This is a genomic window from Cetobacterium sp. (genome assembly GCF_051653945.1).
GTDB lineage: Bacteria > Fusobacteriota > Fusobacteriia > Fusobacteriales > Fusobacteriaceae > Cetobacterium_A.
Window position 1 is genome coordinate 1 of sequence record NZ_JBOFXD010000011.1, and the last position, 14,332, is coordinate 14,332.

Below are 14,332 nucleotides of genomic sequence, written 5' to 3' on the forward strand. Positions count from 1 at the left end.
ATGTTCCATAAGCAAAACGATTATATAAATTATCCCAAACAGTTTCATTGGCTAATCTATCCACAAAAGATATAATTATTCCACCCTCTAAACCATGTTCCATTTGATGAGAATCACTTCCTGCAATAAATCCTAAGTGATAACCCTTTGCTAACGCATCTTGTGCACTGCAACGCTCAATTTGCATATTATTTTTAGTATATTTTGAGGAATTTCCATAGTATTCAAAAGGAGCATGTCTTGAAAAAATCTCTACCATCCTTTGTACACTTTCATCATGGAATGACCAATCAGTTGCAGCACTTACTAGTTTCCAACTAGCCGCTGGGTGATGTGGAAATGCCATAGCTTGATATTTTTTTATACTACTGAATAGACGGTCTGGTGTTAATCCACCCTCATCTCCAGAGCGAAATAATTCTCCTTCAAATCCTCTATAATATATATTTTTATGACCAAAATCATAACGATATTCATTTGGTGTCCACTCATAAGCTAAAAGTGTTGTCATTTCTCCTTCAACATTAAATAATCTTGAAGTTGTACGAATCCACTCCCATTCTGATTCACTTAACCAATATGGGTAGCAATCATGATCTGTCAATGCTGTAAAATCTAAATTTGCCCATACTTTTGCAATATTAAAAAATTGATCTATCTCTCCAACTCCATCTGACATCCCACTTTGACCATGGATATCTCCAAACACTGGAAATTTTTGTCCATATCCATTTTTAATCATCCACTCTTTTGTTGCTTCTTTAGTTACACGATCTAGTGACTTTTCTGCTGGAATTGGACGAGTAAATGGATCGCTCACTTTCTCTGCTTCTGTATCAATATAGTTTTCAAACTCATCAGCTTTTAACCAAGTATAAATAACTTGTGCATTTCTAATTGGTTTATGCCCATTTTGGTTTCCATACTGCCATACTAAATGTATTGTTCCCTCATCATCAATTAAAGCTCTTTGGTTAGATGCAAAACTATTTTCATCATAAGTGAAAACCACTGGTTCACTCCATTTACTTTTATAATCATAATGTCTTACATGCAATTTTGTTTTTCCCCAAGAATAAGAAAAAACTACCTCTCCCTTGGAGTTTTCTCCGACTGCTATATCTTCATACCAGTCTACTCCTCTTCCAATACAATGCGGCTCCTCTATAATTAACTCATCATTTTTTAAAAAAACTACCGAACTATTGTATGAAAAATCTGAACCATGATTGAAATCATACCAACATACTAGAATTTTATCTTTTAGTGAGGCAACCAATGGCTGAGCTGCCCAAGCAGTTTTTGATGTACTCACAACTTTTTCTTCTGACCAAACTCCATCTTTACAAGCTCTCACTAAAACATCATAGTTTTTTCCATTAAAGGAATCATAAGCCACATAACCAATTCCATCATCTGTCATAGTATAACTTGGTCTATAAACTTCTTTTGAAGATGAAACTACTTGAAGATTTTCTATTCCACCCTCTCCAATTATTCCTATTACAACTTCTCCTGAGTTACTACATTGACGATTCCAAAGAAGATATACTACACCATCTTTTGAATACAGATACGGATAAAAAAGTGCTTCTCTCTCCTCTGCACATTGAATCTCTCCGTAAATTCCATTTTCATAACTTCTATAATAAATTCCCCATTTTTGGTTTTTATTTTCTCCCCAAGCATACCATACACGATTTCCATCTGCTACACAAACAGGCTTTAATGCTTCTCCACCTTGAGATATTATGGTTCCACCTACAAATTCACCTTTTTCTTGAGTTAAAACTCCTGCCACGATAACATCATGTCTATCTTTATACTCTTGATAACAAACATAAGTTTTTCCATCAGCAGTTTGAGTCATACAAGGATACTTTCCACTAACCGTAACAATATCTGTTACCTCTTTTGAATACCTCTGATTTAATTCGTTCATTTTCCCCTCCGTATTTTACTTTATCTATGCGATATCTCTTCTTTTCTCTAATTCTTTTGAAATCTCTTTTGTTCTTTCTGGAGTTATCTCATAAAAGTATAATACAACTACAACTAAAAGAAACAATATTGCTGGTATAATAAAACGTAGTGATATTATCATCTTTATAGAACTTTCAACTTGATCTTTATTTGCAACAAATCCAGATATTCCAAGTAAAAAACTCGATAAAAATCCACCAATAGCAATTCCACACTTTTGTACAAATGTAAATGTTGCTGTAAATAAACCATTTGGCTGTACACCATATTTCCACTCTGCATAGTCAATGCAATCTGGTATCATAGCCCAAGGAAGTGCGCTTGCTATTCCATACATAAATCCAAACAAAATAAGTTGAGCAAGAAGTAAGTATATTGAAGTAACATTAGGATTTAATCCTAATAAAATTAAAGGTATTACACAAATAAGAGTTGAATACATAAAAGCTTTTTTCTTTCCAAAAATCCCCTCAATTTTTGGTAGAATCATAGATGCAAAGATACTTGCTCCCATACTCACTGCCATAACTGTTGGAATCCAATTTTGTTTATTTAAAATATATTTAAAATAATACATATTTGCTGAATTCACAAGAGTATTTGCAAACATTGACAGTCCAAAGGCTGCTACAAGAACTAATAGTGGTTTTGTTTTTAAGAGTATTTTTAAATTATTTTTCTCTCTATTATTATTTTTAATATTATTTGATACTTCTATGTTACTAGGAACATCATGAGCCTTAGCTCCATCTGCTGCTATCCATACAAAAATAGTTGCTGCTACTCCAACGATTCCTCCAAATGTTGCCCATCCCTTTTGTCCACCACCAAACATATTTACCATAGGCAGTGCAAAAGTTGAAATACATAATACAGCTACTTGGCACATTACACTTTTCCAAGATATAATAATTGTTCTAGTATGTGAATCTTTAGAGATAACTGGCACTAGTGCAAAATATGGTATTGAAACTATTGTAATTGCTATTGAATAAAATATAAATACTCCATAGGCATATAAAACTTTCATGTTCTCAGGAATATTCGGTGTATAAAAAAGTAAAAATACAGCAAATCCCAGCATTGGTGCAAAAAATATCATCCAAGGTCTAAACTTTCCCCAACGAGATTTTGTTCTATCAGCTCCAATTCCCATAACAGGATCTGTTATTGCATCCACAATTCTCGAAACTAACATAATTCCTGCCACAGCAAAAGCTGTTATTCCAAAAATATCTGTTAAAAAAAAGTTTAGATATGACATTGTCAAATTTGTTGCAAGTGTAACTCCTAATCCTCCCAAAGAATACTTAAAAATATCCACCAATATATTTTTATTTTTACTCTTCCCCATTTCAGACTCTGATGAATACCTAGAAATATCTATTGATATCTCCCCACTTTTTAACTCCTCCATTTAATCCTCCCGTTGAATTTATAATATATTTTTTATTTTTTCTATCTGTAGACTATTTATAACTATATTTCCTTTTACCGTTGTTATTAGTGCCTCTTCTTTTAGCTCCTTTAATATACGATAAAATGTTCTAGTACTTATTCCTATATTATCCATAATATAGTCATTTTTCAGTTTAATAATCAACTTTTCTTCCCCTTTGTTATTATTTTTCCAATAGTCATTTAGCCAACATAAAAATTGTAGTTTTGCATCATTAATTAACATAGATTCTGCACGATTTGATGTCAATGACATTTTTTTCAATAAATTTTTTATAATATATAGTGATATCTCCCCATTATTTTTAAGACACTCTACAAAATACTCTTTTTCTATATCTATTACAATACACTCCTCTGTTACATAGTCCTCTGTTATATTTGCATTTTCTTTATCTAGAACTCTATCCATCCCAATCCATTCTGGAGCTTCATTTAAAGCTATAAGGTTTCTTTTTCCTATTTTTAGTTCACGATAATGAAAATACTTTCCAACTATTACATAGTGTATATATTTTTGACTCTTATCATATTGATGGATTTTTTCTCCCTCTTTCACAAGCCTAATTTGCATGTGTTTATTAAGATAATCTTTTATTAATTTTAAATCAGGATTAGTTTTCCATTTTTCTTCTCTTGTTATATAAATAATCTTAAATAAATCATTCCACTTTTCCATCGTTGACACTAACACCCCTTTTTATGCCACATGAGTTGAACCTTTTATTTATATATTTTTATCCATTTTATTTAATACTAATATATTTTTATAAAAAATTCTATGTCACATAGCACAATTTCCCAAATTTTTATTTTTTATAAACAAAAAAAGTCTTTTCTCTATTACAAGAAAAGACTTCAATAAATTAAATGAAAATACTTCAAATATATTTGAAATATATTTTCTTAAATTCCTGTTAAAACTATAGAAAAAATTGTAATTACTGGAATCGCACCAAAATTTTTACTTATTTCTACTCCTATTGAAATAGTTATAGATTTAGGAATAAAAGATATTAAAAGTAATCTATCAATTCCTAATATTTTTGACAATAGTTGATATTATAGTTATTACTACTCCTACTAACAGAAAATTATTTAGTTGTGTTATCACCTCTCTAAATAAAAAATTACTTTTAAGAAGTGCTATATAATCCAATAACTTTACAACAGGTTGGAAAAATAAAAAGTATAAAAATTCTAACTATGACACTTGGAATAGGTTACACTAAAAGCTGTAATAAGAGTATTCCTGAATAAGTAATGGGCAAAACTATTAAAATTTCTAAAAAATTTTTTTCAAACTTTCTCTTTCCATAAACTCTGTTTCAATTTCAATATTTTTTCTAGTTTTCTCATCATTTATTAATGCAACTAACATTTTAATAGCTTTTCCAGCAATCTCTTCATAATTATATCCCACTGTCGATAACTTTGGTTCAATATATTTTGATATTTCAATATTATCAAACCCTATAACTGATATATCTTCTGGAACTCTTAATCCATTTTTTTTGATAGCTTCAATTGCTCCTATTGCCATAATATCATTTGCGGCTAAAATTGCTGTAGGAATATCTTTTTCACTTTTTAAAATATTCTCAGTTATATCATAACCACTTTTCCTAGAAAAATCTCCTCTTTCAAAAAGTGACTTTTTTATTAATGATCTATTTTTTTTGCAAAACTCTAGAAAACTTTTTTCTCTCCTTAATCCTGGTAACCGATCTATCTTTCCTCCAATATATAGTATTTTTTTATGCCCATTTCTTGTAATTATATCTAAAGCTTTTTGTATGCCGTCATTATCATTAATATTTACAACTCCTATATTATCAAAAGAACTTTTTTCCTCTTGATTTATAAGTACCATTTTATTTTTCTCTTTTAAAACTTCTTTAAGTTTTTCATCGAATTTTGAATATCCAAGTAAAATTCCTCCAGATATTAAGGAACTTTTAAAAAGTTTATTAATTTCAGAATATTCTTCTTCATTTTTTATCACTGATACTAAAATTTTATAGCCGTATTTTTGAGCTTGGTTTAAAGCACAATTTAAAAACTCCGTTGAAAAGTGTGATCTAATTTCTGAATCAATATAATTAAACGTTGATTCTTTAAAAAATATTCCAATTATATTGCTCTTTTTTCCCGCTAAATTTCTTGCAGAATTATTTGGGGTAAAATTATATCTTTTTATATACTCTTTAATTTTATCTTCAGTTTCTTTAGAAACACCTTTTTTGTTATTTAAAACTTTAGATAACGTTATTCTTGAAACACCAATTAAATTGGCAAATTCTTTTGTCGTCATATGCACTTACCCTATACTCTCGTATATTTCTCCTCTTATTTTTAATTTTTATATAAAATTCTCTTGTAAAAAAATAAAAATTTTTTTTGTCACTGGTAAAAATCTATCTATTAAATATCCCATAAAAAATGAACTTATAAAAGTTCCTACACCTAAGTTTGAAAAATCTTTTAAAAAAATACCTATACCAATAGCAATAAAAAGTGCTAAGCTATCTAAAAATATTTTAATAGTTTTATATGAATAACCAAATTTATCAACTATTGAAAAAACTAAAGTTTCTGTATGATTTTTAGGTAAATTTGTAACAAACATCATACTACAGCCTAGTGCTATACATAATAATCCTAATATTAATATTATTCCTCTTAAATATAAAGAATTGATTATTAAATTTTTTAATATTATATAATAAGATATATCTATGACTATTCCTGTAATCCAAGAGACTGCTAAGACTTTAATATCTGGAATTTTTTTTAAAATAACTCCAGATATTAAAAGTAAAATTATTGCAACACTCCACAAACACTTCCCTACAGTAATACTTGTTATATTTGAAAGATTTTGTATCAATACATCCCATCCTCCAGCTCCTAAATTACTGATTAAAGTTAATGTTATTCCAAATCCTAAAAAAATTATACCTAAAACATAGTAACAACATTTAATTAATTTTGTTCTTTCCATGGCATTGTAAATCCTTTATGAAAATTTTCAGTCTCCTTCAACTCTATTAAAGCTAACAGCATATTTGTTTGTCCATATGGTGCTTGGCAAAAAGGTATTTTCATATAGTGCTCTTCATTAATTCCAATTGGAGTTCCGTAAGAAACATTTTTTAAATCTCCATTAGATTCTAAATAATTATCAATAATATATCTAACTCCCATAAAAGCATTAAAATAGTAAACTTGATCAATTAAACCTAAATTTACTCCTTTTAAAATACCACAAGCCAAAGCAGCAGTTGCAGATGTTTCTAAATATGACGCTCTATTAGTTATTATAGTATGCCACATTCCATCGTTATTTTGATAATCTATCAATATTTTTACTTGTCTTACATAAGCTTCTTTTAAAAATCTTTCGCTTCTTTTATCTATATCTTCCCCTATAATTTCTAATAACTCTGGAATTCCCATTGTTATCCAAGAATTTCCCCTTGCCCAATGGTATTTCCCTAACTCTTTTTCCTCTTCCATAAAAGACCATCCATGATAAAACAATCCAGTTCTTGTATCAGTTAAATATTTTATATGAACCATAGCTTGATATATTGCTTCATCTATATACTCTTTTTTATTTAAATACTTACCAGCTTTTGCTAAAAATAAAACTGTCATATAAACTGTATCAGCCCAAATTTGTTCTCTATGAATATACTCTCTTGTTAAGTGTTGAAAACCTCCATCTGTTGTCAATGGAAATTTTTTAATAATCCATTCTGCATGATTTTTTACATACTTTTCAAAGTCAATACTGCTTTCTATTTTATCTTCAGCTAAAAAAGCCATTGTTAAGAATGGAGCTGTTGTATTTACATTTCTTTCAGGAATTCCCTCTTTTATCATTCTATCATACCATTCTAAAATAAAATCTAAATATTTTTTTTCTCCCGTCATTTTATACATCTTATAAGTTGTATATAAAGATACACCTTGCTGCCATTCCCATTCGTATATACTAGTCACATACTCGCCTTCAATAGGTTCTAAAGTTATTAATCTATTATATAAAGTATCAATTACTTGTTTTTTTGTAATCATTTTTTCTCTCCTATTTTCATTTTATTCTTTCGACCCAGTATTTGCTATTCCTTTTATAAAATAATTCTGAAAAACTAAGAAAACTATCAGTACTGGTATCATTGATATTACTGATGCTGCTAATAAACTACTCCAATCTATACTTAACTCTCCAGCATAATTTGATATAATTAACGGTATTGTAAATTTTTTAGGATCCGATAAACTTATTAAAGGCCAGATAAAATCATTCCATCTCCACATAAATGAAAATACCGTTAATGCCGCTATAACTGGTTTTGCCAAAGGTAAAGCTATTAAAGTAAATATTTGAAACTCAGATGCGCCATCAATTCTACAAGCTTCTATTAAAGAGTCTGGAACCTCCATAAAAAATTGTCTCATTATAAATACACCTGTGGGTGTTGCTACTGTTGGTAATATTGCTCCCCATAAAGAATTGTACAATCCTAATTTTTGTATAACTGTAAATGAAGAGTTCATTATAGCTTCTGTTGGTAACATAGTTGCACTTAGCAAACATAGAAATATAATATCTCTACCTCTAAATTTATATTTTGCAAAAGCAAATCCAGCTAAAGTATTTATAAAAACTGTTATTATTGTAGCTGTAACCGTTATAAACGTACTATTTTTAAAATATAATAAAAAATTATCATTTTTCAAAACATTATAAAAATTTATAAAAGTTAGTTTTTCTGGAAATATCGTCAAAGGATAAATAAACAACTCTGTTCTATGTTTCAGCGTTGACATCACAATCCAAAATGTAGGAAAGAAAAATAATACTGCCGTCACTAATGCTAATATATTCATAGATATATAGATACCTTTTTTATTCATTAAATCTCTCCTCCTTTTGTCATCTTAAATTGTATTGATGAAAATATAAGTATCACTAAAAATAATATAATTGACATTGCTGAAGCAAATCCAACTTCTGTTTTTACAAATCCAGTTTGATAAATATATTGAACTAAATATGTTGTACCTCTTCCAGGACCACCACCTGTCAGTGATAATATAAGAGGGTAAACCTTAAATGACTCAATACAAGATAACATAATCACTAAAACCGAAGTTGGTTTTATTAATGGAAGTGTCACTTTAAAAAATCTCTGAATTAAATTTGCTCCATCTATTTTTGCAGCTTCATAGTATGATTCTGATATACCATTCAATCCTCCTATAAATAAAACCATAAAAAATCCAGCTCTCGACCACACTGTCGCTATTATAACTGCTATAAAAGCATAACTATCCTCTGTCAACCAAGGAATCGGATTTTCTTCTAGAATTGTTAATATATAGTTTGCAACTCCTAATGCATCACCAAATATCCATTTCCAAGTAACACCTACAACAATTGATGAAATCATAACAGGCCAATAAAATATTCCTCTTATTAAAGCTTTACATTTTATATTTTGAATAACAATCATTGCTAACCCCAACGAAATAACATACATTACTGGAACAACTATAAAAACATATTTAAAAGTTTCAATAAAAATCCGCCAAAAATTTCTATCTTTAAATATTCTTTGATAATTTTTTACTCCTATAAAATCCATTTGAAATAGGCCATCATAGTTTGTAAAAGAAAAATAAACCGCTAATAAAGCTGGTAGGATAAAAAATATTAAAAATGCTAATAGATTTGGTCCAATGAAGAGATAGGGTGTAAAGTTATCTCGTACTTTTTTTATGATTTTATTTCTTAATTCCATCTATTTAGGTACTCCTCTCCATTAATTAATATACTTTCTTTTGAAAATTGAACATCCAGCTTACTGCTATTTAAACTTAGTATGTAGTTCTTTTGATTTTTTTGGACAACACCAATTGAATGAATCATTTCTTTAAATTCATTATACTCTTTCTTATCATCTACATACACTAACCAGTAATTTTTTACTCCTAAACTTCTAAACTCTCTATCTTTTGTAGGACCATTTTTCATTAAAAATAGTGATTCCTTTGTCTTAACCAATATATTTACTTTATCTTTTTTCAAATACAAGGTTTTATCATCTATCTTTTCAACTATATCGTAGAATTTTGAATCGCAATACATATGTGTAAATTTAACTCTATCCTCCTTTTGAATTTCATACTCCATAAATAACATGTTTTTTTCTTGAATAATATTTGGAAGTCTTCCATTCCCAGCCCAAAAACTAGGTCTTCCTTCTCCAGAAGGAACTTCTTCACCTGGATGAGAGATCCATATTTGATTTTTTATACAATTTTTAATATTTAAATGAATAAGAGATTCTTGGTGTCCTTCTTTTCCACTTCTATAATTAATAGCTGAAGACAATGAATAGTTCTCTTTTTTATAACTATATAATTTAACTTTCTCATCTCCTTGAACTCGGAGTATTAATTTTTCTCCATTATCTAATTCTAATTTATCCAAAATATTTTTAGATATAGTGTATGAGCTTAAACTCATTAAAGTTGAAGCTCTTAATTTATTATTCAAGTACCCCTCTCCAAAAGCTATCCAATTTAAAAATGAACATTCATTTGTTAATTGTCCTTTTAGCTCTTTTTCATAAACTCTTCCATAGCTTGAACTCGTTATTCCAGAATGAAAGTTTTCAGCTAAAATTGTAAAAATATAATCCAAAGATTTTTTCGCTAAACTTTTTATCTCTTTATCCTCGGTTAAACCATAAAGACCAAACATTGCGATTAAGTCAATTGGAATATATGTAACGGAGTTCCATTCTCCTAATCCCCTTTTAAAAAAATCTTCAAACCATTTTTTTAATCTATATTTTCCAATTTTTCTATTTTCTTCACCAATTTTTCCAGATTTAAATATATTATCCTTAAATAATTCTCCTGCTAAAAATTGACCTCCGTGAAGACATAAAGCATGATTTTCACTAAAATACCACATACAATCATTTCCTGGTTCATCAATCCAATATCTAAAATTTAAAAGTGCTTTTTTTATTCTAGCTTTTATTACGTTTGGTAAAAATGTATCTTGATTTTTATACATGTGTATTAAACTAAACAAAGAAAAATCCGAACAATCATAATTTTTTTCTATTTTTGATATTTCTACTTCAAAGTTTCTTTGAGCCTCGTAAGTAAACCCTTCTGTTTCTATTATAGCTAAAGTTTTATCTAAGGTATCATCTCCATATTTAGCTATGTGTTTTAAAGCGTACCTCTTTCTATTTTCAATATTTTCTAATATTGGAGCATTTATAGTATTAAAGTTTTCCAGAGTTAACATTTTAGTCGCCTCTACTCCACCTATATTTAAGGTTACAAAGACTTTGTAAAATCCAATAGGTTTTTCATTTGTATTAAATAATTTTACTTCAGTCTGAAACTTTTCAATTTCGACTTTACCTGATAAATCTCTTAACTCATTCACAGGATCTCCTGATATCATCGTATACTTCACTGAGACTCTCTCTTTAATCTCTTTACCTAAGTTCAATACAACCTCTTCATCACAATAACAATCTTTTGAAAAATATGCATTTTTTAATAATTCCTCTATGTAATCTATTCTTTCTTGTAGATAATGACTATTAATTTTCCATTCTAACTCTTCTAAGCTAATTACTTCAAAATAATAGTTTATATCTCTTTCTGCTAAATCATCACAATATATAACAATCTCATTTAATCCTACTCTTAATTTTAACTCTATTATTTCATAAGTTACATGATTTCTTGAATATGGAGTATATAGAACTTCCTCTATTCCATTTACCCAAATTTTTACTCCTCCAGTTGTCCCAATTTTCAATTTTATAATTTTTTCATTTTCACTTTCTACAAAACCTTTAGCAAAAAAATTTAAATATGTTGGTGTATGATTGAATCTTGAAAACTCTACCTTTTTATTTTCAAAAGGAACATATAATGCGTAGCTATATTTTTTAGAATCATCAAACTCCACCCTTTTTATTCTCATTTCTTCTAAAAATTGAGTTCTACATGGATACTCTGTCACTATAAATCCTGCTCCTTGATTTATATTTCCATTCATTACTTTTTCTTCTGAAAAAAAATAACTTTCTTGTACTGGTGATACTAGCCATCTATTTATACTCATATTTTTTTCTATTTTATAATTTAACATCTCTTCCCCTTCAATACTGTATTATTGATTTTTCAGTGTCTCTTCTATATACTGATTAATAATATTTTGAGTTTCCTCTACACTTATATCTCCTTTTACCATTCTTTGTATCTCTAATTTTATTTCAGGATGTATTTTAGTCATTATGTTAACATTTTCTCCCCACTCTTTTCCTGATGCCTCCGGTGACACCTCTATATCATTTGCAAATTGCTCAAAAGCCTCTTTCTTAGATATATAATCAACTGAAATAACATTAACATTATCAAAAGAACTTAAAAATCCTCCAGTTTTTAAAAACTCTTTATAGATATCATCTCTTCTCATAAATTGTAAAAATTTTTGTGCTTCATCTTCCATCCCTGAATTTTTAAATGCTACCATTAAATTTCCACCAGCTACTGTTGATCTAACAGTTCCATAAGGCATTGGAATTACTTCCCATTCGAAATTATTTATATCTTTATTAAACTCACTAATTTTCCAAGACCCTGAAAGAATTCCAACCGCTATTCCACCTTTGAACATTGAACTCGGATCCTCTCCACCTACCCATACAGATTTTGGCATAATTCCATTTTCATGAAGATCTTTAAATTTCTTTAAAGCATTATATGCCTCAATTGAATTAAAATTAGAGTTTTTTAAACTTTTATCAAAAAATGAACCGCCATATTGGTACAGTATTGTTGACCATCTACTTGGTGAAACATCCCAAACTAAAGGATATTTAGCATCACTACTCTTTTTAACTTCTAACAATATTTTTTCCATATTGTCCCAAGTCATAGCTTCTTTTGGTATTTTCACACCAGCTTTATCAAATAACGTTTTGTTTATAATAAGACCATTTGCCGTTGAATTTATTGGAACCGCTATTAACTTTCCAGCTTTATTATATGCATAACCTTTTAAAGATGGCACTATATTTTCTCCTAACTTTGGTTCTAATTCTAAAACTGCACTTCCAAATGTTGCTGCATCTGTTACTCTTACAAGAGCAGGTGGATTTCCTCCTGAAATCATCATTTTTACTTTTGTTAATATATCTCCATAAGGTAATTCAATTAAGTTTATGTCTATATTTGGATTTTCAGCTTCGTATTTATCTATTACTTTTTTTAAAGCTCCTCCTTGTAAACTATCATCTGCAGCTATTATATCCATTTTCATTTTCCCATCTTTAGTCAATGTCGTTTTATTATCACTTCCACACCCTACCATTAACATCCCTAAAATCCCCATAACCATAAATTTTTTAACTTTTTTTAACATTACCTTCCTCCTTTTACACGTGTTAAATACTTCTCACTTAACTTATACAACACTATTATACTATTGTCAAATTTATTTAAAAAAAGTTTTTTTGTTTTAATTTAGTATTAAAAGTTTCAAAAAAAACTATTTAATTCTTGACTTTTAATTTTTTTAGATTATAATTGATTTTAAAATATAAAATTTTTAGGAGGAATTATGATTGGTGTTCGAGCACATGATTTAGGTAGTTTTACTGTTGATACCATTGATCAATTAATAAAAAAAATTAAATTCTATAATTATAGTCATATTCAACTGGTTCTTTGGAAAAGTTTTTCTGATATTAAAGAGGACCTTCAAGGATTAACAAATGAAAAAATAGATTTAATATACTCCAAATTTAAACTAAATAATATAGAAATCTCTGTTTTAGGCGCTTACTATAATATGATTTCTCCTAACTTAATAGAAAGAGAAAATGGACTAAATAGATTCAAACAAATATTGCAACTTAGTAATAGATTAGGAACCTCTTTTGTTGCTACAGAAACTGGTTCATTTAATGAAGATATGTCTTTTAATGAAAAGAACCATTTATCAGAGGCTTTTAATATAGTTTTAGATTCTTGTAAAGAGTTAACTCACATTGCTGAAAAAGAAAATAATTTTGTAGGAATTGAAGGAGTTTATACTTTAAGTATTTGGAATATAGATACTTTAATGACGCTTCATTTAAAACTTAACTCCAAAAATATAAAATTTATTTTTGATCCTGTAAACCTTATTAACGAAAATAATTATATTTTTCAAGATGAACTTATTAATAATTTTTTTGAAAAATTTGGATCTTTTATTGAAGTTATTCATTTTAAAGATTTTTTAATAAAAGATGGAAAACTTATTAGAGTGTCTCCTGGAAAGGGAATTTTAAACTATTCTCTTCTTATAAAAAATATGAAAAAATTAAATTTAAAAGGTGTCCTTGAAGAGATTACTGAAGAAGAGATGAACCCTGCAATTAATTATATTCAAAATTTTCTTTAAATTATTTTTTAATAAAAAAAAATATTAAACCAGTTATCTCAACAAATAATATAGTTATTGTTATGAGTTTATTTAATATATTTTCTTTATTTAAAATTCCAAAATCTGAAAAAATTATATCGATTAAAATCAAACAACTTACAAATAATATTTCTATAACATATAAAATTTAAATTTTAGTAAAATGCTTCCAACTCCCGTTCGTTCCAATAGATATAACCATCAAATCATAATTTTTACTTATTATATGAACTTTTTTTATTATTACTTCCTCTATTTCATTACCACTAAATGCAGTTTTTAAATTATTTATTCTTACTGATAAACTTTTCTTAGTCACTCTCTAACCTCACAACATATTTTTTCTTATACTATATTATACCTCATACT

General features: G+C 28.0%; 13 protein-coding genes. 1 reads left to right on the forward strand and 12 read right to left on the reverse strand.

Annotated features, from left to right (window positions below; genetic code table 11):
* From ACRC8M_RS00900 to ACRC8M_RS00950, 11 genes are all read right to left on the reverse strand, one after another.
* Positions 1 to 1,942 (reverse strand): hypothetical protein (locus tag ACRC8M_RS00900; RefSeq protein ID WP_438527392.1); only part of this gene is annotated, 1,942 nt, incomplete at its 3' end.
* A 24-nt stretch (positions 1,943 to 1,966) separates the two neighbouring features.
* Entirely contained in the window at positions 1,967 to 3,400 is a 1,434-nt protein-coding gene (locus tag ACRC8M_RS00905; protein WP_438527393.1) for an MFS transporter, read from the reverse strand.
* 18 nt (positions 3,401 to 3,418) lie between these two features.
* Positions 3,419 to 4,129: a Crp/Fnr family transcriptional regulator gene (locus tag ACRC8M_RS00910; RefSeq protein ID WP_438527394.1), complete on the reverse strand. Its 711-nt coding sequence runs from the start codon at positions 4,127 to 4,129 to the stop codon at positions 3,419 to 3,421.
* A 218-nt stretch (positions 4,130 to 4,347) separates the two neighbouring features.
* Positions 4,348 to 4,494 (reverse strand): LrgB family protein, encoded by a 147-nt coding sequence (locus ACRC8M_RS00915; RefSeq protein ID WP_438527395.1) that lies wholly within the window; start codon positions 4,492 to 4,494, stop codon positions 4,348 to 4,350.
* A 232-nt stretch (positions 4,495 to 4,726) separates the two neighbouring features.
* The gene (locus ACRC8M_RS00920; protein ID WP_438527396.1) at positions 4,727 to 5,755 is read right to left on the reverse strand and encodes a LacI family DNA-binding transcriptional regulator; all 1,029 of its coding nucleotides are present in this window, start codon (positions 5,753 to 5,755) and stop codon (positions 4,727 to 4,729) included.
* Positions 5,756 to 5,803: 48 nt separating this feature from the next.
* Positions 5,804 to 6,445, reverse strand: a complete 642-nt coding sequence (locus tag ACRC8M_RS00925; RefSeq protein ID WP_438527397.1) for a YczE/YyaS/YitT family protein — start codon at positions 6,443 to 6,445, stop codon at positions 5,804 to 5,806.
* Positions 6,427 to 7,524: a glycoside hydrolase family 88/105 protein gene (locus ACRC8M_RS00930; RefSeq protein WP_438527398.1), complete on the reverse strand. Its 1,098-nt coding sequence runs from the start codon at positions 7,522 to 7,524 to the stop codon at positions 6,427 to 6,429. Before ACRC8M_RS00930 ends, ACRC8M_RS00925 begins: the two co-directional genes overlap by 19 nt.
* Before the next feature lie 21 nt (positions 7,525 to 7,545).
* Positions 7,546 to 8,367, reverse strand: a complete 822-nt coding sequence (locus ACRC8M_RS00935) for a carbohydrate ABC transporter permease (RefSeq protein ID WP_438527399.1) — start codon at positions 8,365 to 8,367, stop codon at positions 7,546 to 7,548.
* On the reverse strand, positions 8,367 to 9,254 hold the full coding sequence (locus ACRC8M_RS00940) for a carbohydrate ABC transporter permease (RefSeq protein WP_438527400.1): 888 nt from the start codon (positions 9,252 to 9,254) through the stop codon (positions 8,367 to 8,369). The genes ACRC8M_RS00935 and ACRC8M_RS00940 overlap by 1 nt, the downstream gene beginning before the upstream one ends.
* Positions 9,245 to 11,641 (reverse strand): hypothetical protein, encoded by a 2,397-nt coding sequence (locus ACRC8M_RS00945; RefSeq protein ID WP_438527401.1) that lies wholly within the window; start codon positions 11,639 to 11,641, stop codon positions 9,245 to 9,247. The genes ACRC8M_RS00940 and ACRC8M_RS00945 overlap by 10 nt, the downstream gene beginning before the upstream one ends.
* A 21-nt stretch (positions 11,642 to 11,662) precedes the next feature.
* Positions 11,663 to 12,916: an ABC transporter substrate-binding protein gene (locus ACRC8M_RS00950; RefSeq protein ID WP_438527402.1), complete on the reverse strand. Its 1,254-nt coding sequence runs from the start codon at positions 12,914 to 12,916 to the stop codon at positions 11,663 to 11,665.
* Positions 12,917 to 13,114: 198 nt separating this feature from the next.
* Here ACRC8M_RS00950 and ACRC8M_RS00955 point away from each other — a divergent pair, with 198 nt between their 5' ends.
* On the forward strand, positions 13,115 to 13,942 hold the full coding sequence (locus tag ACRC8M_RS00955; RefSeq protein ID WP_438527403.1) for a sugar phosphate isomerase/epimerase family protein: 828 nt from the start codon (positions 13,115 to 13,117) through the stop codon (positions 13,940 to 13,942).
* Between the two features lie 169 nt (positions 13,943 to 14,111).
* Here ACRC8M_RS00955 and ACRC8M_RS00960 read toward each other — a convergent pair whose 3' ends face one another.
* Complete coding sequence (locus tag ACRC8M_RS00960; RefSeq protein WP_438527404.1) at positions 14,112 to 14,282, reverse strand: hypothetical protein; 171 nt, start codon at positions 14,280 to 14,282, stop codon at positions 14,112 to 14,114.
* Positions 14,283 to 14,332 lie beyond the last annotated feature (50 nt).

Bases quoted from the DNA above. Each gene is read 5' to 3' on its own strand.
- ACRC8M_RS00905 (WP_438527393.1), bottom strand. From the start codon at position 3,400: ATGGAGGAGTTAAAAAGTGGGGAGATATCAATAGATATTTCTAGGTAT.
- ACRC8M_RS00920 (WP_438527396.1), bottom strand. From the start codon at position 5,755: ATGACGACAAAAGAATTTGCCAATTTAATTGGTGTTTCAAGAATAACG.
- ACRC8M_RS00925 (WP_438527397.1), bottom strand. From the start codon at position 6,445: ATGGAAAGAACAAAATTAATTAAATGTTGTTACTATGTTTTAGGTATA.
- ACRC8M_RS00930 (WP_438527398.1), bottom strand. From the start codon at position 7,524: ATGATTACAAAAAAACAAGTAATTGATACTTTATATAATAGATTAATA.
- ACRC8M_RS00935 (WP_438527399.1), bottom strand. From the start codon at position 8,367: ATGAATAAAAAAGGTATCTATATATCTATGAATATATTAGCATTAGTG.
- ACRC8M_RS00940 (WP_438527400.1), bottom strand. From the start codon at position 9,254: ATGGAATTAAGAAATAAAATCATAAAAAAAGTACGAGATAACTTTACA.
- ACRC8M_RS00945 (WP_438527401.1), bottom strand. From the start codon at position 11,641: ATGTTAAATTATAAAATAGAAAAAAATATGAGTATAAATAGATGGCTA.
- ACRC8M_RS00950 (WP_438527402.1), bottom strand. From the start codon at position 12,916: ATGTTAAAAAAAGTTAAAAAATTTATGGTTATGGGGATTTTAGGGATG.
- ACRC8M_RS00955 (WP_438527403.1), top strand. From the start codon at position 13,115: ATGATTGGTGTTCGAGCACATGATTTAGGTAGTTTTACTGTTGATACC.